General features: G+C 61.5%; 17 protein-coding genes and 1 riboswitch. Of the genes, 7 read left to right on the forward strand and 10 right to left on the reverse strand.

Annotated elements, in window-relative coordinates:
- Positions 1-13: 13 nt before the first annotated feature.
- From hsdR to purL, 3 genes are all read right to left on the reverse strand, one after another.
- Positions 14-2,461 (reverse strand): EcoAI/FtnUII family type I restriction enzme subunit R, encoded by a 2,448-nt coding sequence (hsdR, locus tag VX159_RS08500; protein WP_371322460.1) that lies wholly within the window; start codon positions 2,459-2,461, stop codon positions 14-16.
- Between the two features lie 151 nt (positions 2,462-2,612).
- Positions 2,613-3,056: a hypothetical protein gene (locus VX159_RS08505; protein WP_371322461.1), complete on the reverse strand. Its 444-nt coding sequence runs from the start codon at positions 3,054-3,056 to the stop codon at positions 2,613-2,615.
- Between the two features lie 464 nt (positions 3,057-3,520).
- Positions 3,521-7,474 carry a phosphoribosylformylglycinamidine synthase gene (purL, locus tag VX159_RS08510; RefSeq protein ID WP_371322462.1) on the reverse strand — a complete coding sequence of 1,318 codons (3,954 nt, stop codon included), beginning with the start codon at positions 7,472-7,474 and terminating at the stop codon, positions 3,521-3,523.
- A gap of 191 nt (positions 7,475-7,665) precedes the next feature.
- On the opposite strand from purL, the gene VX159_RS08515 reads away from it, so the two are divergent.
- From VX159_RS08515 to VX159_RS08530, 4 genes are read left to right on the forward strand one after another with little or no spacing between them, the layout of a single operon-like run.
- Positions 7,666-8,430: a DUF3348 domain-containing protein gene (locus VX159_RS08515; RefSeq protein ID WP_371322463.1), complete on the forward strand. Its 765-nt coding sequence runs from the start codon at positions 7,666-7,668 to the stop codon at positions 8,428-8,430.
- A complete protein-coding gene (locus VX159_RS08520; protein WP_371322464.1) occupies positions 8,427-11,087 on the forward strand; it encodes a DUF802 domain-containing protein in 2,661 nt (886 codons plus the stop codon). The genes VX159_RS08515 and VX159_RS08520 overlap by 4 nt, the downstream gene beginning before the upstream one ends.
- A 2-nt stretch (positions 11,088-11,089) precedes the next feature.
- Positions 11,090-11,746, forward strand: a complete 657-nt coding sequence (locus VX159_RS08525) for an OmpA family protein (RefSeq protein ID WP_371322465.1) — start codon at positions 11,090-11,092, stop codon at positions 11,744-11,746.
- A complete protein-coding gene (locus tag VX159_RS08530; protein ID WP_371322466.1) occupies positions 11,739-12,641 on the forward strand; it encodes a DUF2894 domain-containing protein in 903 nt (300 codons plus the stop codon). The genes VX159_RS08525 and VX159_RS08530 overlap by 8 nt, the downstream gene beginning before the upstream one ends.
- An 87-nt stretch (positions 12,642-12,728) precedes the next feature.
- Here VX159_RS08530 and VX159_RS08535 read toward each other — a convergent pair whose 3' ends face one another.
- Positions 12,729-13,028 carry a hypothetical protein gene (locus tag VX159_RS08535; RefSeq protein WP_371322467.1) on the reverse strand — a complete coding sequence of 100 codons (300 nt, stop codon included), beginning with the start codon at positions 13,026-13,028 and terminating at the stop codon, positions 12,729-12,731.
- Positions 13,029-13,226: 198 nt separating this feature from the next.
- On the reverse strand, positions 13,227-13,385 hold the full coding sequence (locus tag VX159_RS08540; RefSeq protein ID WP_371322468.1) for a DUF3149 domain-containing protein: 159 nt from the start codon (positions 13,383-13,385) through the stop codon (positions 13,227-13,229).
- A gap of 276 nt (positions 13,386-13,661) precedes the next feature.
- Positions 13,662-13,749, forward strand: a riboswitch (glycine riboswitch).
- Between the two features lie 232 nt (positions 13,750-13,981).
- Between VX159_RS08540 and VX159_RS08545 the strand changes: the two genes are divergently transcribed.
- Complete coding sequence (locus VX159_RS08545) at positions 13,982-14,596, forward strand: trimeric intracellular cation channel family protein (protein ID WP_371325504.1); 615 nt, start codon at positions 13,982-13,984, stop codon at positions 14,594-14,596.
- A gap of 203 nt (positions 14,597-14,799) precedes the next feature.
- Here the strand turns inward: VX159_RS08545 and VX159_RS08550 are convergent, their stop codons facing one another.
- The 5 genes from VX159_RS08550 to VX159_RS08570 form a co-directional block, all read right to left on the reverse strand.
- A complete protein-coding gene (locus tag VX159_RS08550) occupies positions 14,800-15,141 on the reverse strand; it encodes a DUF4870 family protein (RefSeq protein WP_371322469.1) in 342 nt (113 codons plus the stop codon).
- A gap of 601 nt (positions 15,142-15,742) precedes the next feature.
- A complete protein-coding gene (locus VX159_RS08555) occupies positions 15,743-18,331 on the reverse strand; it encodes a DEAD/DEAH box helicase (protein WP_371322470.1) in 2,589 nt (862 codons plus the stop codon).
- A 3-nt stretch (positions 18,332-18,334) separates the two neighbouring features.
- Entirely contained in the window at positions 18,335-20,452 is a 2,118-nt protein-coding gene (locus VX159_RS08560) for a site-specific DNA-methyltransferase (RefSeq protein ID WP_371322471.1), read from the reverse strand.
- A 51-nt stretch (positions 20,453-20,503) separates the two neighbouring features.
- Entirely contained in the window at positions 20,504-20,707 is a 204-nt protein-coding gene (locus VX159_RS08565) for a helix-turn-helix domain-containing protein (RefSeq protein WP_371322472.1), read from the reverse strand.
- 374 nt (positions 20,708-21,081) lie between these two features.
- Entirely contained in the window at positions 21,082-21,453 is a 372-nt protein-coding gene (locus tag VX159_RS08570) for an excalibur calcium-binding domain-containing protein (protein WP_371322473.1), read from the reverse strand.
- Between the two features lie 315 nt (positions 21,454-21,768).
- Between VX159_RS08570 and VX159_RS08575 the strand changes: the two genes are divergently transcribed.
- The gene (locus VX159_RS08575; protein ID WP_371322474.1) at positions 21,769-22,755 is read left to right on the forward strand and encodes an ABC transporter substrate-binding protein; all 987 of its coding nucleotides are present in this window, start codon (positions 21,769-21,771) and stop codon (positions 22,753-22,755) included.
- A gap of 7 nt (positions 22,756-22,762) precedes the next feature.
- Complete coding sequence (locus VX159_RS08580) at positions 22,763-23,575, forward strand: ABC transporter permease (RefSeq protein WP_371322475.1); 813 nt, start codon at positions 22,763-22,765, stop codon at positions 23,573-23,575.

The raw sequence follows: 23,575 nt of genomic DNA on the forward strand, positions 1-23,575 counted from the left end.
GCCTGGCAGGGAATCAGGCCTGCTTTTGTTCGGGGGAGTCGTAGAGGGCTTGTTCGAGCTCGTGCACGGCCTGGGTGTATTGCTCAACGCTGCCGAAGATGCCACGGCGGATCTGGGTTTTGCTGCCGAATTGGTCAAAGGGCGGCAATTCCAGCACCTTGGCGTCTTCAATGTCTTGCACACCGTGGTCGGCGAACTTGTCTAGCAGGGCTTCAAGGACCGCGCGGGCCTGCTCGCCGTATTTACCGAAGACGTCGCGCTTCTTGACGTTGTTGGCCCGCTCGCGGCGGGTAAGGGGTTTCTGGTCGAAAGCAACATGAGCCACCAGGTCAAAAACATCCAGCTCGTTACCGTTTGCTACCGCCTGCTGCAATATTTCCAGCGGCACACCACGCTCGGTCAACTCTGTCAGCACGGCCTGCTTGCGTTCGGCGCTGTTCCAGCGGCGCAGGAAGTCGGTCAGGGAGCCGAATTCTGCTTGCAGCGCCTTTTTGATGTCGTCCTTGAGCAGAACGCGGTAGTCCTCGGTGATGAGCTTGCCGTCGGTATCGAGGTATTGCGAACGCTCCACGGCCAGGCGGACGTTGACGTCGTCGACCACATATTTGACACGACCGGGGCCACCACCGCCTCCACCCATGTCGCTGCCTTCATCATCATCTCCCGGTGCGCCGGGGTCATACGGTGGCGCTTCGGGCTCGGCAACCCCCGGCGGGTTCGGGTCTTCTGGTGGATCAGTGTCAGGGGGGACGACAGGTTCGCCAGGCTTGGGGTCGTAAATCACGACAGGCTCACCGTCAAAGTCCGGGTCGGCGAACAGGCGTGTGGCCCCTTTGAAGTCCATGATGGTGAAGTAAAGCTTGTGGTAGTCCTCACGCAGGCGCGTGCCACGGCCAATGATCTGCTTGAACTCGGTCATCGAGTTGATGTTCTGGTCGAGCACGATGAGCTTGCAGGTCTTGGCATCGACCCCGGTGGTCAGCAGTTTGGAAGTGGTGGCGATGACGGGATAAGACTCGTCGTTGTCGATGAAGTAGGAGAGCTGGTTCTTGCCTTCGTTGTCGTCGCCGGTGATGCGCATCACGTAGCGGCGGTTGCTGGCGGCGGCGGGAATCAGCTTGACCAGCTCTTGTCGCATGCGTTCGGCGTGATCCTGGTCATCGCAAAACACAATGGTCTTGGCCATCGGGTCAGTGGCCTTGAGGTATTCCCAGACCTTGCTGGCGACAAGCCGGGTGCGTTTTTCCAGCACCAGCGTGCGGTCGAAATCCTTGGTGTTGTACTGGCGTTGCTCCACCACTTGGCCATGTTTGTCGAGCTTGCCTTTTTCGGGGGTGTAACCCACGGCATCGACATCGGTGGCGATACGGATGACCTTGTAGGGGGCAAGGAAGCCGTCTTCGATGCCCTGCTTGAGCGAGTAGGTATAGACCGGGTCACCAAAGTAGGTGCTGTTGCTGATTTCTTTGGTTTCCTTGGGCGTGGCGGTCAGGCCCAGGTGGGTTGCACGGTGGAAGTAGTCGAGCACTTCGCGCCAGGCTGAATCGTCTGCGGCACTGCCCCGATGGCATTCATCGACCACAACCAGGTCAAAGAAGTCTGCCGGGAATTGCTTGTAGATCTGCTTCCATTCTTCCTTGCCGGTAACCGCCTGATACAGGGCAAGGTAAATTTCGAAATTCTTTTTGACCTGGCGATTGGTGACTTTGTGCATGACCTCGCCAAAGGGAGCGAAGTCTTGCTGCATGGTTTGATCGACAAGGATGTTGCGGTCAGCCAGAAACAGGATGCGTTTTTTGGCCTTGGCCTTCCACATGCGCCAGATGATCTGGAAGGCGGTGTAGGTTTTGCCGGTGCCGGTGGCCATGACCAGCAGCACGCGCGGCTGAGCTTTGGCAATGGCTTCCACCGCACGGTTGATAGCTACGCGCTGGTAGTAGCGCGGCTCGCGACCGCTGCCGTCGGTGTAGAACGGCTGCTCGATCAGTTTGACCGCTTCAGGTGCCTCCAGCCCTTTCCACTGCTGGTAGATCGGCCAGAGATCATCCAGTGCAGGAAACTCGCTGAGCGGGAGTTCGCGTTCGGCAGGTTGTGTGATGCCAGTACGGTCATGGAGCAGGAAACCATCGCCGTTGCTACTGATGGCAAAGGGGGCATCCAGCATTTCGGCATAGGCCAAGGCCTGCTGCATGCCATGGCCGACCGAAAAGCGCGCCTGTTTGGCCTCGACAACTGCAATCGGGACATTGGGCCGGGCGTACAAAACGAAGTCGGCACGCTTCGGGCCGCCTTTGGCATCGGGATTCTTGATACGTGCGGCAAGCTTGCCCCGCACCATGACGCGACCATCGGTGAGATTCACTTCTTCCCGGAACTGATGCTGCTGCCAGCCGGCCTGCATCATGGCGGGCGTGATGAACTTGGTGCAGATGTCGCGCTCACTGAGCTGGTATTTGTCCATGCAGCCCCCTACTTATGCTCTTTTTTCCTTGTAACCATCTACGAGTTCCCAGTCATCAACCTCAGACTCCCAGAATTTCCATGGCCGCACAATCCGGCATGCACACAAGCTTTTGCACTTCCCCTCCGGCAGATCGCGTCACGGGTAACTCCTAGGTGCCTGGCAACCTGATCTGCAGATACTCAAGAATCAGCAGCCAAAACAGCACTTCGACACAACGCACCAAAATCGCACAAAAACTTATTGCAGAAAGCATGGAATTTATCAGCTTGCATGATTGCAAGCGAGCGACAGATGCCGAAGACATTGAAAATCCCATGCTCTGAGCCAAGCCACAAAAAATCGGATAGCCGCCCTCGCCTTTTTGTCTCCATCGGGATAGGGGCGGCCAGATAACCTGACCGGCCCCTCCCACACCACCCGGCATGCGGGTCCGCACCGGGCGGTTGAAATGGTTGAGGTAGTACGCAGGCAAACCCTCCTGCACACTCCTGGTTTCGCTAATTCGAGTTCGGCAAGATTGGTTGTCTCGCTGCCAGACCATTGAGGGCTTCACCCTCACCGGATGTATGGCGAGCTTCAGGTTAGTGAACATCTGAGACTCCCCGCTCTCGATAACTCGGTAGCTACACCTCCCATTCCTTCGGCCCTTCACCCCAAGATGGCAGCTACTATGGCCTCTGCTGACTTCTCGCTCCGTGTCACCACGTCGCCCTTTCAGGCACAAGGCGAGATCTCCCCAGGTAAGAACGCACTCCTTCTCTGCACAACCGCCGGATTTACGCCACTTCGCCTTGATCACAAGAGCTTCGCGGTCATTGGCCCGCTCGCCCTGCTCAGCAACGCCTTCTATCCGGTTCTTGTTCATCAGCTCGCAGTTTATGCTCCACGCTTCCTTCCCACACTCGGTCGCCCTCATGCAGTTGCGCTTCACTTCGTTCGTCGTGATCAACTTACGGCGGGACTTGCACCCGCAGGAGTGCGCCCATGCTGAGCGCACCAACAAAAAACAGCGCCCAAAAGCGCCGTTTTTGATTACTACCAGCCAACCTGCCCGGCTTAGCCCACCCAGCGCCGCGCGTTGCGGAACATGCGTAGCCACGGGGAGTCGCCTTCGCCGGCTTGCCATTCCTGCGGTGCCCAGGACATCTGGACGGTGCGGAAGACGCGCTCGGGGTGCGGCATCATGATCGTGAACCGGCCGTCGGCGGTGGTTACGCCGGTGAGGCCGCCCTTGGAGCCGTTGGGGTTGTAGGGGTAAGACTCGGTGACTTCGCCCTTGTTGTCGACATAGCGCAGCGAACGCAGGACCTTGGCTTCGTCGTCGGCGTTGTCGAACACCGCGCGGCCTTCGCCGTGCGAGACGACGATGGGCAGCAGCGAGCCTTCCATGCCGTTGAAGAACAGCGACGGCGAATCGGTGACTTCGGTCATCACAAAGCGGGCTTCAAACTGCTCGACCTTGTTGCGGCGGAAGGCCGGCCAGTGTTCGGCGCCGGGAATGATGGACTTGAGCGCGCTCATCATCTGGCAGCCGTTGCACACGCCCAGCGCAAAGGTGTCCTGGCGGTTGAAGAAGGCAGCGAACTCGTCGCGGCAGCCTTCGTGCATCAGGATGGTCTTGGCCCAACCCTGACCGGCGCCGAGCACGTCGCCGTAGGAGAAGCCGCCGCAGGCGACAAGGCCCTTGAAGTCCTTGAGGCTGACGCGGCCGGCCAGAATGTCGCTCATATGCACGTCGACCGTGGCAAAGCCGGCGCGGTCGAAGGCGGCAGCCATTTCGTAATGGCTATTGACGCCCTGCTCGCGCAGGATGGCCATGCGCGGCTTGGCACCGAGCTGCAGGTAGACCTTGGTGAAGTCGTCCTGCGGGTCGAAGGTAACCTTGGGCGACAGGCCGGGGTCGCTGGTGTCGAGAATGCGGTCGTATTCCTGGCGGGCGCAGCTCGGGTTGTCGCGCAGGGTCTGCATCTGGTAGCTGGTCTCGGACCAGGCGCGTTGCAGGTCGACGCGGCTTTCGCGCAGCAGCTTCTTGGCGTTGCGGATGACGCGGATTTCGTCGCTCTGGTTGGGGTAGCCGACGAAGTGGTACGGCAGCCCGGCGTCGCGCAGTTGCTGGGTGACGCTGGTACGGTCTTCGCGCTTGACCTGGATCAGCGCGCCGACTTCTTCGTTGAACAGCGCACGGACGACGTTTTCGAAGTCACGGCCAGCCATCAGGTCGGGGCGCTTTTCGGCGCCATCGACGTCGAGCGCCTGGGCGTCGAAGCAGATACCGTCGAGGTCCAGCGTCACACCGCAGCGGCTGGCAAAGGCCATTTCGGCGGCAGCAGCAAACAGGCCGCCGTCGGAACGGTCGTGATAAGCCTGGATCAGGCCGGCGCGGTTGAGGTTCTGGACGGTGTTGAAGAGCGCCTTGAGTTGCTGCGGTTCATCGACATCCGGGGCGTCGCTGCCGGTGGCGTTATACACCTGCGCCAGGCAGGAACCACCGAGGCGCTTTTTACCGAGGTCGATCAGGATCAGGTCGCTGTCGCCGCAATCGCGGTTGAGCACCGGGGTCAGCGTCTTGCGCACGTCGTCGACGGCGGAGAAGGCGGTGATGATCAGCGACAGTGGCGAAACCACCTGCTTCTTCTCGACGCCGCTTTCTGTTACCTCATCCCAGGCGGTACGCATCGACAGCGAATCCTTGCCGACCGGGATCGACACGCCAACCTGCTTGCACAGCTGCGAAATGCCTTCGACGGTGGCGTACAGGCGGGCATCTTCGCCCGGCACGCCGCACGGGGCCATCCAGTTGGCGGAGAGCTTGACCTTGGAGAGGTCGCCGACATCGGCAGCGGCCAGGTTGGTCAGCGATTCAGCAATTGCCATGCGGCCGGAAGCCGGGGCGTCGAGCACGGCGACCGGAGTACGCTCGCCCATCGCGAAGGCTTCGCCGAGGTAGCCCTGGTAACCCATGGTGGTCACCGCCACGTCGGCCACCGGCACCTGCCACGGACCGACCATCTGGTCGCGCGCGGTCATGCCGCCGACCGAGCGGTCGCCGATGGAGATCAGGAAAGTCTTGTCGGCAATCGCCGGCAGCTTCATCAGGCGGTAGGCGGCGTCCTTCAGTTCCAGCGATACCGCATCGAACGGGACAAAGCTCGACGGCTGGCTGCTCACGTCGCGGGTCATGCGCGGCGGCTTGCCAAGCAGCGCTTCCATTTCCATATCGACCGGGTTGACGCCGAAATGCGCGTCGGTCACGGTCAGGTGACCGTCGCCGGTGGCTTCGCCAACCACGGCAAACGGGCAGCGCTCACGCTCGCACATGGCCTGGAATTCGGCGATGCGGGCCGGCGGGATCGCCAGCACGTAACGTTCCTGCGATTCGTTGGACCAGATTTCGGCCGGCGACATGCCCGGTTCCAGAATCGGCACCTTGCGCAGATCGAACTTGGCGCCGACGCCGCCCGAGTGGGCGAGTTCCGGCAGGGCGTTGGAGACGCCACCGGCGCCGACGTCATGCACGGAGAGAATCGGGTTGTCCTTGCCCATCTGCCAGCAGCGGTCGATCACCTCTTGGGCGCGGCGCTGGATTTCCGGGTTGCCGCGCTGGACGGAGGCGAAGTCGAGGTCTTCGGCATTGACGCCGGCCGTCATCGACGAAGCGGCACCGCCGCCCAGACCGATCAGCATGCCGGGGCCGCCCAGCTGCACGAACAGCGTGCCGACCGGGAAGGTTTCTTCCTTGAACGACTGCTCGGCCTGGATCGAGCCCAGACCACCGGCGATCATGATCGGCTTGTGGTAGCCACGGACCATGCCAGCCACGTCCTGCTCATAGGTGCGGAAATAGCCGGTCAGGTTGGGGCGGCCGAATTCGTTGTTGAACGCAGCGGCGCCAATCGGGCCTTCGATCATGATGTCGAGCGCCGAGGCGATGCGCGACGGGCGGCCGTAGGCCTTTTCCCACGGTTGCGGCGCATCCGGGATGTTCAGGTTGGAGACCGAGAAGCCGCACAGGCCGGCCTTGGGCTTGGAGCCCTTGCCGGTCGCGCCTTCGTCGCGAATCTCGCCGCCGGAGCCGGTCGAGGCGCCGGGGAACGGGGAAATCGCGGTCGGGTGGTTGTGGGTCTCGACCTTGGTCAGGATGTGGGTCAGCTCTTCCTTGTAGGAATAGCCACGGTCGGCATCCGGGTAGAAACGGTTGATCGTCGCGCCCTCGATGATCGACGCGTTGTCGGCATAGGCCATCACCGTGCCCTGCGGGTGGGCGGCATGGGTTTCGCGGATCATCCCGAACAGGGTCTTGTCCTTCTGCTCGCCGTCGATCACCCACGAGGCGTTGAAAATCTTGTGGCGGCAGTGTTCAGAGTTGGCCTGCGCGAACATCATCAGTTCAACGTCGGTCGGGTTGCGGCCGGCCTTGCTGAAGATGTCAAGCAGGTAGTCGATTTCGTCGTCGGACAGCGCCAGGCCCAGCGTGCCGTTGGCCTCAACCAGCGCCGGTTTGCCGCCGCCCAGCACATCCACGGTCGACAGCGGCTTGGGGGCAAAATGGCGGAACAGTTCGCCGGCTTCGGCGAAACCGGCGAGTACCGATTCGGTCATCCGGTCGTGCAGCAGGCCGGCCACGATCTTCTGCTCGTCGGCGCTCAGCGCACGGCCGCCCTTGACCACGACGTGGTAGGCAACGACGCGCTCGATGCGCTCGATGGCCGGCTCCAGATCGCAGTTGAAAGCAATGTCGGTGGCCTTGGACGACCACGGCGAAATGGTGCCGATGCGCGGCGCGACCAGGAACAACTGGCCCTTGTCCTCGCCGGCCGGCTGCTCTTCCAGCAGTTGCGCCAGCTTGGCGCGCTCGTCGGCGGTCAGCGGGCGCTTTTGCGCAACGACGTGCCAGTAATCGGCGGCGACCGACTCGATGTCGGAGACGGCAGCGGTCAGGCGGGCTTGCAGGCGTTGCAGACGGAAAGCGGAAAGAGCGGTATCGCCCTTGAGGCAAAGGATGTCGGCCATGAGGAGAAATCAGGGGGTTTTCGCGAAAGGCGGGATTATAACCGAGCCCCGCCCCGCCCGCCGCGCAAACTGGCCGGAAAACCACGGCACGGCGACCACGCGCGCCCTGTTGCGACGCCACGGCACGCTGACCGCGCGGCCAAGTTGTAGTAGCCTTGCCCCCTTTCCTGAATTCGACATCGGTCTCGCGCATGACGCGTGGATTACAGCGCGCCACTTTCAATCGCGCCGACCTCGTTCGCATCCTTTCTGAAACCGTAAGCAATCCCATTGATTTCAAATACGATTTCGGCGAACGACTCGGGCAATGGCTGGATTTCACTGACGCTCTCAACCTTTCCTCGGTGCTCAACGGCAGAACCGGGGCGACGACTTGCGCCCTCGCCCACCCGGCCGCCACCGAGTTGCAAGCGCAACTGGCGCGAGCGCGCAAGCAATTGAGCAAGGCGATTACCCACGACGGCGTTTTCGGCAACGACAGCGGCCGCCACCGCTTTCCAACGCCCCTGCCCGAAGCCAGCGCCGAGAGCGCCGCCGACTTTTCGCCCTACCACCGCTATTACCTGGCACAGCAGCGGGAACTGGCGGCCACCCTCGGCGCCCTGCGCAACCAGGCACGCAAAGCACTGGCCAGCGGCAACGCCGGGCAGCAGCAACTGGCCGAACTCGACGCTGCCTTTGAAAAATCGCTGCAGGCCCGCGAACGCAACCTGCTCGCCAATATCCCGATCCTGCTCGCCAAGCGTTTCGCGCAGCGCTACCAGGAACACCGCGCCCGCCTCGTCGATGGCAGCGACAACCCCGCCACCTGGAGCGCCGCCGGCAGCTGGCTGCACGCCTTCTGCCAGGACACCCGGGCGGTGCTATTGGCCGAACTCGACCTGCGCCTCAAACCCATCACCGGACTGATCGCCGCGCTCGGCCCCGGCGAAGCCAACCCGAACCCCGCACCATGAACCGCAACTACGCCCTTTCCGCTTTTGTTCTCGGCCTGCTGGCCGCACTCTGGGTCGCAGCCGGCTATCTCGGCGGCAGCCTGCTGGCGCTGGCGGTCACGCTGGTGATTCTCGCCGTCTATCTGGCCGGCGCCCTCGAAATGCGCCGCTTCCAGCGCCAGACCGAGGGTCTGGCGACGGCGCTGGAAAACATTCCGGACGATCTCGGCCACCTCGGCGAATGGCTGCAGCAGGTGCCGGCGGCACTGCGCAATACGGTCCGCCTGCGCATCGAGGGCGAGCGGGTGGCGCTACCTGGCCCGCACCTGGCGCCCTATCTGGTCGGCCTGCTGGTCCTGCTCGGCATGCTCGGCACCTTTCTCGGCATGGTGGTCACGCTCAATGGCGCGGTCCTGGCGCTGGAAAGCACCACCGACCTGCAGACCATCCGCGCCGCGCTGGCGGCGCCGGTCAAGGGCCTGGGCGTCGCCTTCGGCACCTCGGTCGCCGGGGTCGCCACCTCGGCCATGCTCGGCCTGATTTCGGCGCTGTGCCGGCGCGACCGGCAGAAAGTCGGGCAACTGCTCGACAGCCGCATTGCCGGCGTCCTGCGCGACTTTTCGCTGACTCATCAGCGCCAGGAAACCTTCAAGGCGCTGCAGGCTCAGTCGCAATCGCTGCCGGAACTGGTCGGCAAGCTCGACACCCTGCTGGTGCAGATGAGCGAACAGCAGCGCCAGCTGGGCGAACGCCTGCTGAGCGGCCAGGAGCGCTTCCACGCCGAAGCAAAAACGCTGTACACCGAGCTCGCGCACTCGGTCGACCAATCGCTGAAAACCAGCCTCCGCGACAGCGCCAGCGTTGCCGCCGAAACCATCCAGCCGGTGGTCGCCGCGACCATGGGCCGGATTGCCGACGAAAACCAGCGCCTGCACGAGCGCCTGTTCGGCAGCGTGCACGGCCAGCTGGGCGAAGCCGCCGAGCGGTTTGCGCAAACCGCCGGCGAACTCGGGCAGCAGTGGCAAGCCGCGCTGGCCCGGCAAGAGGCCGGCGCTGCCAGCCAGCAAGCCGCCAACCAGGCCAGCCTCGACGCCTATAGCGAAAATCTGGAGCGGCGCGCCGGCACGCTGCTGGCCAGCCTGGCCGAACAGCAACAGCAATGGCAGCGCGATTCGGCGCAGGCGCAAGCCGAACTCCTGGCCGCCAGCCGCGAACAGCAGCAGGCGCTGGCCGAGCGCCTGGGCGAGCGGTTTGCGGCGCTGAGCGACGGCCTGGAACGGAGCGTCGAGCAGATCGTTGCCAGCTTCGCCGGGCGTAGCGCGGCATTGCTCGACTCAGTAGGCAGCGCCCACGCGGCGCTCGCCAGTACCGCCGCCGAACGCCAGCAGCAGCTGGCTGCCAGCCTCGACCGGCACCTCAGCGCACTGAGCAGCCACCTCGACACCACCGTCAGCCAGCTGGCAAACCACTGGCAAACGGCGCTGGCCGCGCAAAGCGAAGACCACACGCACAACCGCGAACAACTCGCGACCACGCTACTGGCTTTCAGCAGCCGCTTCGGCCAGCAGGCGGAAGCCCTGCTCGCAGCCGTCGCCAGCAGCCAGCGCGCGCTCAAGGATGAACTGCTCGCCCGCCACGGCGCGCTGATCGACAGCGGCCAGGCGCAGCAACTGGCACTCGGCGAACAGATCGCCGGCCAGTTAGCCGGCATCGGAGAGCACTTTGCCGCCACCGCCGCGCAGGTCAGCAACACCTGGAACAGCGCGCTGGAGCGGCACGTGGCGGCCAGCGACCGCCTCTGCGCCAGCCTTGACCAGACCCAGAGCGCGCTGGCGGCGAGTTTTGCCGAACGCTGCGCGGCGCTGCTCGGGGAACTGCAGAACCAGCAAGCCACCTGGCAGCAGGACTGGGCAGCCGGCGAAGCCAGCCGCCAACAGCAGATCAGCGCAGCCATCGGCCAGTTGGCGGGGCAACTCGCCGGCCAATGGGAAAGCCATGGCGAAACCGCGCGGCAACAGCAACTGCAGCTGACGCAGACCCTGGACGCAACAGCGCAGCGACTGATCGCTGCGACGCAGGCGCAAAGCGAAACCACCATCGGCGAAGTCACCCGACTGATGCAGACCGCCGCCGAAGCACCCAAGGCTGCCGCCGAGGTGATCGGCCAACTACGCCAGGAGTTGTCGGCGAGCATCGCCCGCGACAACAGCCTGCTCGCCGAGCGGACGCGGATCATGGAAACCCTGAGCAGCCTGCTCGACGCGATCAACCATGCCTCGACCGAACAACGCACCGCCATCGACGGGCTGGTCAGCGCCGCCGCCGGGCTGCTCGAACGCAGCGGCCAGCAATTCGCCGCACAGGTCGGCAGCGAAGCCGGCAAGCTGGTCGAGATCGGCGCTGGCATCGCCGGCGGCGCGCTCGAAGTGGCCAGCCTGGGCGCTGCCTTCGACAGCGCGGTGAACCGCTTTGCCGAATCGAACGACAAGATGATGAGCACGCTACAGCGGATCGAAGGCGCGCTGGCCAAGTCGCTGACCCGCAGCGACGAGCAACTTGCCTACTACGTCGCGCAGGCCCGCGAAATCATCGACCTCAGCATCCTCTCGCAGAAGAAGATGGTCGATGACCTGCAACGCGTGGCCAGCGGCACCGCTGCGCTCAACGCCGAGGCCTGAGCATGCAGGGCATCGATAGCGGCCACGAATCCGACGCACTGGAGGCGACGCCGGTCTGGGCGGTCTTCGGCGACCTGATGTCCGGCCTGCTCGGCGCCTTCGTGCTGATCCTGGTCGGCGTGCTCGGCGTGCAGCTGGAGCTGGTGAGCAGCCTGGAAGCCGAAATCGCCAAGCGCCAGCAGGAAGAACAACGTCGCCTGGCGCTGGAAAAGGCGCTGGCCGGGCCACTGGCCTCGGGCCGGGTGACCCTCGCCAACGGCAAGATCGGGATCAGCGGCAACGTGCTTTTCGCGCTCAATTCCGACCACCTGCAGCCGGAAGGCCGGCAGGTGCTGAAAGGCCTGGCTGCGCCAATTTCCGCCTACCTGGGCGCCAGCGGCCAGATGCTGATGGTCAGCGGCTTCACCGACGACATGCCGGTGCGCGGCAGCAACAGCAAATTTGCCGACAACTGGGAGCTCTCGGCCCAGCGCGCGCTGACCGTAACCCGCACGCTGATCGAGGAAGGCGTGCCGGCCGACGCGATCTTTGCCGCCGCCTTCGGTGCACAGCAGCCGGTCGCCGCCAACAGCGACGCCGAGGGGCGGGCCAAAAACCGCCGGGTCGAAATGGCGCCGGTACCCAAATCGAGCCCGAGCGAGAAGCCGAACCATGGCTGAACCCCAGGCAGAATCACCGCCAGCACGGCCGGCCGGCTTGCCAGCCGAGTTAGCGACAAACTCGGTTGCAAGCTCAGCGACCGATTCAGCAGCCAACTCAGCAGACCATTCACCGGCTGCCCCGACCACTGAATCAGCCACCCAAGCCCTAGCCACAGCCTCGTTCGCCGCGCCCTCTCCGGCCCCCGGCGACAGCCCTGCCGAGGTCTTCGCCCAGGCCCCGACGGCAGCACCAGACAACCCGGCGGCCCGGCTGGCCCCGCTGCCTTATGCCCGCCGCCAGGCGCTGAGCCGTCTTGCCGAAGCCCAGCCAGGCATCGTTCAGGAACGACTGCAGGCCCGCCTGCAAGCGCTGACGGCGCAAATCGAGCAAATGCAAGCGGCCGCGACGGCGCCCCCTCCGGCCGCCAGCGCAACGGCCGTGGCCGAACCCGCCAGCCCGCTCGCCGAACTGCTGGCTTACATCGGCGAGCAGGCCTTGCCTGACCTCCCCTTTGCCGAGCAAAAATCCCGTATTTCCACGGTCGACCGTGGAAATAGCGAAAAAAGCAGCGCGCCGCTGCCCATCGGCCAAAGCACCGCCGCACCGGAACTCAAGGCGGTGGCCTATTTCCGCGACGCCTGGTCACGCCTCAGCACCGAACAGCAACTGACGCAAACCCTGGCCCAGGCCCCGGAAAACGCCGGCCCGATGAACTCGCAGCATCTGGTGCTGCGCAGCCTGCAAGTGATGCGCGAGGTCGCCCCGGACTATCTGCAGGGCTTCATGTCCTACATCGACACCCTGATCTGGCTGGAGCAGGTCGACCCGACCCGCATCCCGGCCAAGGCCGCCGGCGAAAGCGACAAGAAACCGCGCAGCAGCAAGCGCCCGGCGAGCAAACGCCAGGCCTGAGCAGCCACCCGGAATTATGACAAACGACTGTTTTCCCCATCCGGTCAGTAAGTTATGGTCAAGACACACTGTCTTTCCCCGGGGGAGCTATAGTTCCCCAACGGCCAACGCTAATGTAGTAGCGTCAACCTGCCGGCCGGCTCGACCACGCTGACAGGCGGGGATGGCGGCAGCAACGGCAGTGCCAGCGACACCCTGCCCGCCGATCTCGGCTTCATCCTGCACGGCGACAACAGCGTCGAATACCCGACCAGCGCAATCGATTCCGCCTATGACTACAACACGCTGATGCTGCTTGGCGTATCCGGCACTCCGCTCAGAACCGCCAACCGGAACACCGGAAAACAGAAAATGCCCGTTGTCACGGTCGACCGTGACAACGGGCATTTTTCCCTCTGATCCCCTCCCGGGAAAGGCCGGGCGACTCCGGATCGGCTGTGCTCAGTCGCTTCGCCAGCGGGGGATGCTTGCCGCGTGCCCCTGGGAGGAGTAGGCACGCGGGGGAAGCCCGCAGCACAGCAGATACCGAAAGTCGCCCTCCTTTGGACGACCAAGGGGGATCGGTCGTTCTTTACCGTGCGCCGCTCAGCGAGTGAGCGGCCCGGCGCCGGAATTCCTGGCGGCGTCTTCCTTCATGTGCTTGAGCGCATAACCGCCGATGTACCACGCCATCCCGAGGATGAAGACGATGGTAAACAAGCTCAGCAAGCCGATATCCGAGGTCAGCAACAACTCCCATGCCATGATGCGTTCTCCCTGTTTCTGTCGTTGAGTGATGGATCAAACACAAACCACCCCCAGCCTTTTGCACAAGCCATGCCAGAATCAAGAACACAATCACAACCCATTGATTAAATTTAACAAAACAAAAAACAAAGCTTTCTTTCCCGCCCCTGGCCGCCGGCTTTTACCCGCCCCCGGTCAAAACTGACCGCCAGCAATGGCAGTAAGCACCAATTCTGACAAATCGACCTTGCGCCCTTCCCCGCTTGACGCGGCTCGCCGCGTTTGCCGATAATCGCCGCCTCTGCGGGAGAGCGGGCTGCAACAGCCCCGCCGAAGGCGCAAACTCCCATAATCGCTCAGGCTCAGGAACCGCAGGACCGTTACGCTAACTGGAGAGAAGCCGGCCGCCGCTGCGGTGCGGGACTCACCGAAGGGGCAGGCACCTGGTGCCGAAACTCTCAGGTAAAAGGACAGGGGGAGAAGCACCACCCTGCTGCCGGCACCGCGATTGCGGCCGGCCCTGACCTGTGAGCCCTGCCATGCCCGTCCTTGCCTTTCCCTGGTCGCCCTCCGGCGCCGTCGTCACCGCCCTCGCCCCCCTGACCACGGTCGACATCCTGCCCGGCATCTACCTGATTGCGATTGCCGCCGAGGCGATCTCCGGCGCCCTGGCCGCCGGGCGCCGGCAAATGGATATTTTCGGGGTCGCCGTCATTGCCTTTGTCACCGCGCTTGGCGGCGGCACCTTGCGCGACGTGATTCTCGGCAATTTTCCGGTGGGCTGGACGCAGCACCCGGAATACGTCGCGCTGGTGCTAGGTGCCGGCCTGCTGACGCCGCTGGTCGCCCGCCACCTGCATCACCTCAAGCATCTCTTCCTCAGCCTTGATGCGCTCGGCTTGGTCGCCTTTTCGCTGATCGGCTGCAGCATCGCGCAAAAACTCGGCTACTCGCCGCTGATCGCGGTCATGGCCGGCATGCTCACCGGCATCAGCGGCGGCGTGATCCGCGACGTGCTGTGCAACCAGGTGCCGGTCGTCTTCCGCCGCGAACTCTACGCCAGCGTCTCGCTGGCTGTCTGCCTGCTTTTTCTGGCGCTGCAAGCCCTCGGACTGGAGCGCAACGGCAATGTCCTGCTCTGCTTTGCCGCCGGCTTCAGCTTCCGCATGCTGGCGCTACACCGCGCCTGGCGGCTGCCGACCTTCAGCTACGCGCAACGCTGGGAGTAAAACCGGCTCAAGCCGGCGCCGGGCAGGCCAACCCGGCAAACACCCCGGCCAGGCACGCCACCTTGGCCGCCGCTGCCGTTCGGCAAGGCGCAGCCCCGGCATCGTTCCGGCAAACAAAAAAGCGATGCCGGAACGCACCGCCACCCTTGCCCCACTACCCAAGCCGCGCCACGCAATAGCGGCCCGCCTGAGCCGGCAGCGGGCTACGGGTACATCGGCTTGCCGTCGTTGAGGTAGAGCCAGCCCTTGACGACCCGGTAGATCAGCCAGATGCCGTTGGCCGCCAGCACCAGCCAGCCGACCAGCAGGATGAAAGTCAGCCAGCCGACAGCCATCCACAGCAGCCCGAACCAGAAGGTGCGAATCTGCCAGCGAAAATGGCTTTCGAGATAAGTCCCGAGCACATCGTCGCGCTTGACGTAATTGACGATGATCGCCACCACCGCCGTCACCCCGAACAGGCAGGAAGCCGCGTACAAGGCATACAACACCGTGGTCAGGGTTTTTGCCGACTGCAGCCGCTGCTCGTCACTCAAGACATCCATCGCGCTCTCCTCCCGCCACCGACCGCGCAGTCGGCAGAAAAAAACGTCAAATCCACGGTCGACCGTGGCAGAAGCAAAAAACCGCCGCCACGACTCAGCAAGGGCTGCAGGGTACCGCATTCCGCCGGCTTGCAGCACCCTGCCTGGGGAGGCTTCCAGCGGCCATCCAGCCAATCAGGCCAGGGGAAAGCTTTAACAAAGCATTCCTTATTAAAACTTTTGCAAGTTAGGTTTAACAAACAGCTGATCATCCAGTCTTTGATGAGAAAAACCGACCCTCACCCGCGCCTGCAACAAAGCTGCCGCCCAATACTGGGCTGGACTCAGTACTCGACGAAGCTGAAGCAGTAACGGGCTTGTGGGAGTGTTGGCGGGGGCGATACCGGATGTACGAATTTACTAAAAGGGCGCCGAACTCTGCAGGCTGGCGGAGATGAACCGAAAAGCCCACACTGCCCGGAATGATGCTTGACCCGATCGCTGCCATTGAGGAAGCTGCTTAGCCCAGAAAGCGGCCGTAGAGGCTATTCAAAGAGCTCGGCCTTTGCTGACATTGAGCCAGCAGCTAGGCTATGGCGGCAGCACACCGTTTAACTGCCGTTCAGTCATAGTCGCTGGCCCACGTGCCCTCGTATAGCCCCTTCGCACTGCTTGCTTCCTTGATAGCTTGGCGCACATCAGGGCGCTTCAAGTCCAGCACACGCAACTTGCCACACGCTTCTGCAACGGACTCAATACGCCGGTAAGCACCGCCATAGAGTTCAGCATAGGTTGCCAGCCCCTTCAGCTTTGGAAGGGCATCAGCCAAGTGCAAGCCATGAGGATCGACTAAATCCACCACTACCTTGCCGTCCTGCTCGGCGAAGAAGATAAAGTCGGGGCGAACGATTTGGTATTGCTCATCCTCCACGTAGGCGATACCTAGCGATGACTGCCCCGGCTGTTGTGGATTCCGATACCAGAATTGGAAGCCGGTGCGCCTCATCTCTGCCTCAATAACAGCGGGCTCCCAACTGCTCTTAAACTCAGTGGGGTATTTCCCATCCTTGTCGCAAAGCAGATGGTTCTTCCAGATTGGGAAGGCAATTTCCTTGTCGTTTTCGCGTGCTTTGGTTGCCTCGTAGCGGGATTCGGGTTTTGCCAAATTGACACTCTGTGGCTCGGTGCTCATCTCGATGATTTGCCGATAAGATTCTTTCCTGTCGTCGCTGAGCACCTTGATCTGTGATGCATAAGCCGTCAGCCACGCCTTTGCCAGCTTGTCAGCCTCTGCATCAAAGTAAGCCTGCACCTCTGTAACCAGCCCGAGGCCAGCTACGGTGACACGAGCCTCCACGATGGCCTCCAAGAATTCCTCGGGGTCGTCGTCAACGCTTGCAACTTTCTTCGCCAGATGCTCGACGTAGGTACGGGCAATGTCCGGGCTGAAAATGCGTGCCGCGCGCCTAAAGGCATCGTCAATCACCGCTACATCGGCGTCTTCCCAGAAATCGTCAAAGCTCTTTGCCTTGCCCTTCATGTCGGCGATTACCGTCTTGCCATCCACGGTCATCACCGATTTGCGCTTTGCCTCAATCTTCTCTTTCTGACTTTCCTGAAAAGTGTCCAGCGCCTTATGCATCTCGGCATGAGCCTGTCTGCCTGCGCGAGGAAGGATGTCATCGGACGCCAATTCATGTGCCAGCGCAGTCAATCGTTTCGCCGGTTTCGCACCGCGTTGCGGGCGGGTCTGTGATGGCAGAGACTCGAAGGCATCCCAAACTGCTACCGATGCTTCTGGGTTGGGTTTCAACTCAACATAGTCGATGAGAATGCGCCCCGAAGGCGGTGCCGAATCGTCGCCCGTCATCAAGGCATCGACAACTTCTTCCACTGTCTTCTTGCTGAACTTCGGTAGCAGACAGTCCACGGCATTCAATCGATCGTTGCCAGGGATACGGCGTGCCAACGGAGATCGCACCATGCGCCCCAGCAACTGAGTAATGTGGGTGCGGTCGCTGGCAGCTCGGAATGACACCATCACTTCAGCGCGAGGGCAATCCCAGCCGGTGCTAATTGCGTCCTTTGCAATCAGAATTCGAATCCAGGTCGATTCCTGCACACGTTGGGGTTCGATGTACGGCACGTCGCGGTTGCCGAAGCGCTGTGTCGTATGTTCGCCAAAAACATGGGCCACACTGGTAGCTGGCAACTCGGGGGAACGCTCGAAGATGGTATCCAGCGCGCGCCCTATTTCATTCGGGTCGGGCGTGTTGGGAACCTGCAACACCATCAGTGGAACAACAACGTGCGCCTCTTCTTGCTGTTTGGCGTACTCCGCCCAAGCGGTGCTCGACTCCTTGAGTTTGTCGGTCGCGCGCCGTACCAGCACGGTATCGAAATCCCCGACTTCATCTGGAATATCCAGCAAGATCGTATCCTTGATGAGGCCGGACTCTTGAACCTTGGACGCATCTACCACGACGTTCGGCAATTTGATGTGCTTGCCAGCGAACTCAATGGCTTTGTTGAAACGCTCCACCGTCGCAGAGATGCCCCAAACTGCGGGAATGCCAGGCACGCCGCCAGCTCCATTTATGAGGCGCTGAACGATGGTCCCCTTTTCCTTCGGCGTAGCGTTGCCCATGCCGCGATGTGCTTCATCTAATACCAGATAAAGCGTCAGCTCTGGGTCTTCGATGGTGTTTTTGATCGTGTCCCAAATTGTGTAGGCCCGCAGATCGGGACGGGTTTCCGGTAGCAGGTTGCCTGCTTTGGCTTCCAGTTCTTCTTGGTCGAAGCCTCGTACCAGCAGACTGTTCTTGCCTAGCTTCTGCGTGTTGAGGAAGTAGATTTTCCCAGCCTCGAATCTGGGACGATTGAAGGTGTTTTCCACCACAACCATATCGGTATGATTGATGCGGTCGCTGGCTTCCATCAGGCGAAAGCGGGTCTGTTCATTCAAAGATGGGTCGTCGCTGAACCAGATCACCACGGCACCGGGATCGGCATCAAAGTTGAATTCATCATCGCCATGGAACAAGGCTTCAAACGCGGCAGCCGCCATAACGGTTTTACCCGCACCCGTAACGGCGGTCAGAGAAAATGCAGTCTTGTCGGACTCCCCCTGCCAGAGACGACGGGCCTTTCTTAGATTGGACAAGGCATCGCGCACTGCGTCGCGTTGATAGTCCTTGAGGGTGAACTTCATGCCTTACTCCCCATTTGTGAAGCTGAAATTGGTCAGATAGGACTCGTATAAACGCACGGGCTCGACGCCATCAGGCAAGCGCTTGGCAATGGCCTGGAAACGGCGGTCGTCGTCGGTAACGATATAAGCAACGCGCAGGCTTTCTTTACTCACAGCGTGGATAAATGGCGTGGCCTGATCCACTTCCGTCAGTAAGCCGTAGTTGTCAGCCACTTCCCAGCCCTCGGCAGGCAGTTTGTCGATGCGCCGACCTTGGGCTCCAGCCCGCAGCCACAACAAAGGTGCAATGCGGGCATAGGCCAGGTTGTGATTGACTGCGCTCTTGGCCTCGTAGGTCAGCGTGAAGAATTCGGCGTTTTCCTCGAACCCGTCGGCCATTGGGAATTCATCGGTAAATTTGTAGTCGCCTTTGATTGGCTCGCCATCTGGCGTCTTGCCCGTGATCGCGGCGGCAACGCGGGGCTTGGTGATGTAGTCACAGATGCCATGCTTTTCCCATTCGGCATCACCAGGGCGCAAGCCCTGCTCACGCAGTGCTCTCTGCTCATCGGCAGCCACTTCATTGTTTGTCACCGAAATGCACTGGCGGTGACCGCTATCCTGACGGTTCAGACGCATTACGGCGTGGGCTGTGGTGCCGGAACCGGAGAAGAAGTCGAGGATGATGGCATTGGATTTCCCCCCTACAAAAAAACGAAGGGAGTCTTCAACAGCATACAAAGATTTCGGGAATGGAAACCTTCGCTCAGGGATAACAGATTTCAGTATTCCCGTTCCTCCGTGCTCAGCACTGTGCGATGTGAAATCCCATTGCGTTGTCACGTGTTTCAAAGTTGCGTCAACATACTTCGCAACCACAGAACCGTCTTCACGTCTTCTCTCTATAACAGCCGTACCAGCGGCAATTTCTTTTCTGGCTTTATTGGGTAGATGCTGAATGATGTAAGGCTGCGGCTCATCTTTTCTGCCGTTTGCGCGGATAAAACCCTTTGGCCACCAATTGTCAAAAGCGGAATCTGTGTATTCCCAATTCATTTCTGTGCCATCGGGACGAACGGGAAATACAGCTACAGCCCCCTCGGGGGGGGCAATGGTTTCACGCAAGGTATCAGGCGGCAATGGGTTACCGCGCCCGACTATTGCGCCCGTCTTGGCATCTACAAAGATTGGGAAAAACTGATTAGGCCCACAAGCGCCTTTCCCCTTTCTGCCGCGGACAGAAGCGAGATTACGTCGACGCATAGTCTCCCAGCCAACCTCGGCCCCTACATCTGCATCATCAGGCATGCCGCCTACTTTCGCAGATCCAAATCGCACGAAAAAAAGGAACTCGTTGGTCCGCGCAAAATCACCGGACCTGCCTGTTCCTTTTGGATTGATGACAGAAGACACCATTTCAATTTTGGCGCCCTCGTATATTTGTTCGAGTAGCAGTCCAAGACGCAGGTATTCTTTCTCATCGATGGTCGCGATCAGCACCGAGTCCGCCGGATTCAGCAACTCCTTTGCCACCAGCAAACGCCGCTCCATCATCGCCAGCCACTTGCTGTGACGATAGAGATCATCACCCTCAACGTAGTCGTTGTTGTATTTCCAATCCTTCGCGCCGGTGTTGTAAGGCGGGTCAATGTAAATGGCATCTATTTTGCCACGGTGTGTGTAGGTCAACGCCCTGAGCACATGGTAGTTCTCACCATTGATGACCGTATGAAATGGCTTGTCGCCACCTCGTTCTACCTTGCCGGTACTGACTAGGCCCGGGTAAATCGTGTCGCGGAATTCGGCTACGACTACCAGATCATCTAGCGCGACGGATTGCATTTCAACTTCAGCCGAGCCCAGTAGCTCTAGATCGGCGATGTTCTTGGCCTTGTGAATAGCCTTGACTTGCCATAGGCGCTGATCGCCCTTCTTGGTCGCCCCTCGCTCGGGAAGGACGCGAACCTTGTCACCCTTTCGAATTGGGCGTAGCGGTAATTCAACGGCTTCGGGGCTGTGGCGCTCAAAGTTCAGGCCGAAAGGTAGTCGTGAAGACAGAGCTTTAAACTCCCGTTCCAGGTCGGCACCTAGTTGTGCATCCTTGGCCTTGGTACGAGCCAGCAGGTCAGTAAGTCGAGACACGGCGGTTCCCTGCGTATTGCATGAAATGATTAAAGGTATGGAAATGACGCATCAGCACTCCCCTTGCTTTGTTTTATTTTCGATACTGGCGGCAATCCAGCGATCCAGTTCGTCACGGCGAAAACGCCATGTCCCGCCGAGCTTGAAGGCGGGTATATCGCCTTGCTGGGCGAGCCGGTAAACAGTTCGCTTGCCTGCTTTCAGGTAGGCAGCAACTTCTTCAAGGGTCAGTATTTCGTCTTTATGGTCTGCCATTTCACGGTCCTTGCCGATGTTGCTCTTGGATTGCCAAGTTTGGCAAATTCTCTCACATTATATCTACGCACAAAAATTGAATTTGCATACATCTTGTGGGCTGATTGGCAAAAGCAGATAAATGCCCCGGGGATGTTTCCAATTTGAACGGCAACAAAGCGACGTAAAGCCATCAGATATTGGACGATAGATTATCGACTGCTTTGGCCAACGAACAGCCATAGATCAACCGCAACAAACAGCCAGCCTCCCCAACCACCAGCCGTCCCCCTTCCACCTCGACACAGAACCGCCGAAGAACGACTCGAACCAGTCAAGAACACGGGCTCCTGTGATCTGCCACCAGCGATTTCACAACAGGAATCTGCCCCCCCTCACCCGCACCACTGCTGCTCACACGGCACGCCATCACCATCGCCGTCCATCTTGGTATTCGGGCAGTTTTTGAGGAAGTAGGTGGCTTCGGCGCAGGAGGTCATTTGCGAGCAGTGGGTGCGTCCGTCGCAGCGGAAGTTTTGACTCGGTGATTCGCTGCGCCAGGCCGGCGGCGTGGCGGCTGGTGGGGCAAGCGGCTCGGGTGCGGCCGGTAGCTCGGCGGCGCGGCTGGGGGCGGCCGGTGCGCTGTGGCTGACGGCGGCGGGCTCGTCGGGTTCGGCCGGGGGCGGTGGTGGTGCGGCGTTGAGGAATTTGAGCGACAACTTCCAGCCCACCAGCAGCAACAGGGCGTAGAGCAACAGTTTTTTCATTCGGCGTTCCAGGCAAAAAACCGCCGCCCGGCGGGGCGGCGAGGCGTAAGGGGGAAGGCGGCCAGGTCGCGCAATACATCTCGCATAAGCATCCTGAATTATGACATAAGGCGATCCGGCACTCTGCCGCCCCCGCTGTGCGATTTTCCGCACAGCGCCCGGCCCGGCCGTCGCCAATTCCACACAGACCGGTTTCTGCCCTGTTCCACGGTCGACCGTGGAATTCATCAAAAATCAGTCACTTGCATCGAAAGCACCGAGGTGGCACGGCTCCTGCAATGGGAGGAGACCTGTTTTCCACTGGAGGAGTCGATCATGAAAAAAGCACAAACCCTGAACTGCAGCTTGCTGGCCGCGCTGGCACTGGCCTTTGCCGCGCCGGCGGCGGCGCAGGCGCCGGATGTGGTGCGCCTGGGCAACCTCAAGTTCGCGCATTACGGCGCGGTGTCGTACATGAAGGAAGCTTGCGGCAAGTACAACCTCAAGGTCGAGGAGCGGATGTTCCCCAAGGGGCCGGACATCATGCCGGCCATCGTCGCCGGTGAAATCGACATCGCCGCGCTGGCTTCGGACGGCGCCATCGCCGGCCGTGCCAACGGCGTGTCCATCGTCACCGTCGCCGGCTTTGCCAAGGGCGGCGCCCGCCTGGTCGCCGGTAGCGAGACCGGGATCAAGGACATCCAGGGCCTCAAGGGCAAGAAGGTCGGCGTCACGCGCGGCGGCGCCCACGAGCTGCTGCTCTACGCCGAGCTGGAAAGGGCCGGCCTGAGCTGGTCGGACAAGCCGGGCAAGGACGTGCAGATCGTCTTCCTCGCCTTTGCCGACTTGAACCAGGCGCTGGCGGCCAAGCAGATCGACGCGATGTGCCAGTCCGAGCCGCAGTCGTCGCAGGCGCTGAACAAGAAGTTCGGGGTTGAGATCATGAAGCCCTACGGCACCAAGATGGGCGAGCCGGTGCGCCTGCTGGTGATGACCGAGAAGATGTATGCCGAGAAAAAGGATGTGGCGCAGCGGCTGATGAAGTGTTTTGTCGAAACCACCGCGCTGTTCAACAAGGACCCGGCGCTGGCCGAAAAATACGTGCGCGAGCAGATGTTCAAGGGCCAGATCAGCGCCCAGGACTTCCAGGACGCGATGGACAACGCCGATTACACCTACGACGTGTCGCTCGAACATATCGACATCACCACCGAGTTCATGAACAAATATGGCGTCGGCCGCATGCAGAAGCCGCCCAAGGCTGCCGAGTGGGTCAAACTCGACCTGCTGCAAAAGGCCAAGGCCGAACTGAAGGTGAAGTGAGCGCGCGATGCAAAAGCTGAAATCCTTCTTCGAGGGCGCGCTGGTGCCGGTGCTGCTCCTGCTGCTGTGGGAAGCCGGTTCGCGTGCCGGGCTGTTTTCCGAGGTGATCATGCCGGCGCCGACAGCGGTGGCCGCCAAATGGTGGGCTTACCTGCTGCCGACGCAAGCCCAGGAGCCGGGCCAGTCCTGGCTGGCCTGGGCGCTGTCGGGCGAACTGCTGCACGACGCTTATTCCAGCCTCTACCGGGTGGTCGCCGGCTTCGTCATCGGTGCCGGCCTGGCCCTGCCGCTGGGCTTGCTGATGGGCGCCAACACCCGCATCTACGCGCTGTTCAACCCGCTGGTGCAGATCCTGCGGCCGATTCCGCCGATTGCCTACATTCCGCTGGCAATCCTCTGGTTCGGCCTGGGCAATCCGCCGTCCTTCTTCCTGATCGCCATCGGTGCCTTCTTCCCGGTGCTGATGAACACCATCGCCGGGGTGCGCCAGGTCGACGGCATCTACATCCGCGCCGCGCGCAACCTCGGGGTCGGGCAATGGACGATGTTCACCCGTGTCATCCTCCCCGCCGCCACGCCCTACATCCTGGCCGGCGTGCGCATCGGCATCGGCACCGCCTTCATCGTGGTGATCGTTTCCGAGATGATCGCGGTCAATGACGGTCTCGGCTTCCGCATTCTCGAAGCCCGCGAGTTCATGTGGTCGGACAAGATCATCGCCGGCATGATCACCATCGGCCTGCTCGGCCTGGCCATCGATACCGCCGTCAGCCGCCTCAACAACCATTTGCTGCGCTGGCATCGCGGCCTGGAGCACTGA

The sequence above is a fragment of the Dechloromonas sp. ZY10 genome (assembly GCF_041378895.1).
In the GTDB taxonomy this organism is placed as follows: domain Bacteria; phylum Pseudomonadota; class Gammaproteobacteria; order Burkholderiales; family Rhodocyclaceae; genus Azonexus; species Azonexus aquae.

Excerpts from the sequence above, each read along its gene's own strand:
- hsdR (WP_371322460.1), bottom strand. The coding sequence starts at position 2,461 with ATGGACAAATACCAGCTCAGTGAGCGCGACATCTGCACCAAGTTCATC.
- VX159_RS08505 (WP_371322461.1), bottom strand. The coding sequence starts at position 3,056 with ATGTTCACTAACCTGAAGCTCGCCATACATCCGGTGAGGGTGAAGCCC.
- purL (WP_371322462.1), bottom strand. The coding sequence starts at position 7,474 with ATGGCCGACATCCTTTGCCTCAAGGGCGATACCGCTCTTTCCGCTTTC.
- VX159_RS08515 (WP_371322463.1), top strand. The coding sequence starts at position 7,666 with ATGACGCGTGGATTACAGCGCGCCACTTTCAATCGCGCCGACCTCGTT.
- VX159_RS08520 (WP_371322464.1), top strand. The coding sequence starts at position 8,427 with ATGAACCGCAACTACGCCCTTTCCGCTTTTGTTCTCGGCCTGCTGGCC.
- VX159_RS08525 (WP_371322465.1), top strand. The coding sequence starts at position 11,090 with ATGCAGGGCATCGATAGCGGCCACGAATCCGACGCACTGGAGGCGACG.
- VX159_RS08530 (WP_371322466.1), top strand. The coding sequence starts at position 11,739 with ATGGCTGAACCCCAGGCAGAATCACCGCCAGCACGGCCGGCCGGCTTG.
- VX159_RS08535 (WP_371322467.1), bottom strand. The coding sequence starts at position 13,028 with ATGCCCGTTGTCACGGTCGACCGTGACAACGGGCATTTTCTGTTTTCC.
- VX159_RS08540 (WP_371322468.1), bottom strand. The coding sequence starts at position 13,385 with ATGGCATGGGAGTTGTTGCTGACCTCGGATATCGGCTTGCTGAGCTTG.
- VX159_RS08550 (WP_371322469.1), bottom strand. The coding sequence starts at position 15,141 with ATGGATGTCTTGAGTGACGAGCAGCGGCTGCAGTCGGCAAAAACCCTG.
- VX159_RS08555 (WP_371322470.1), bottom strand. The coding sequence starts at position 18,331 with ATGAAGTTCACCCTCAAGGACTATCAACGCGACGCAGTGCGCGATGCC.
- VX159_RS08565 (WP_371322472.1), bottom strand. The coding sequence starts at position 20,707 with ATGGCAGACCATAAAGACGAAATACTGACCCTTGAAGAAGTTGCTGCC.
- VX159_RS08570 (WP_371322473.1), bottom strand. The coding sequence starts at position 21,453 with ATGAAAAAACTGTTGCTCTACGCCCTGTTGCTGCTGGTGGGCTGGAAG.
- VX159_RS08575 (WP_371322474.1), top strand. The coding sequence starts at position 21,769 with ATGAAAAAAGCACAAACCCTGAACTGCAGCTTGCTGGCCGCGCTGGCA.
- VX159_RS08580 (WP_371322475.1), top strand. The coding sequence starts at position 22,763 with ATGCAAAAGCTGAAATCCTTCTTCGAGGGCGCGCTGGTGCCGGTGCTG.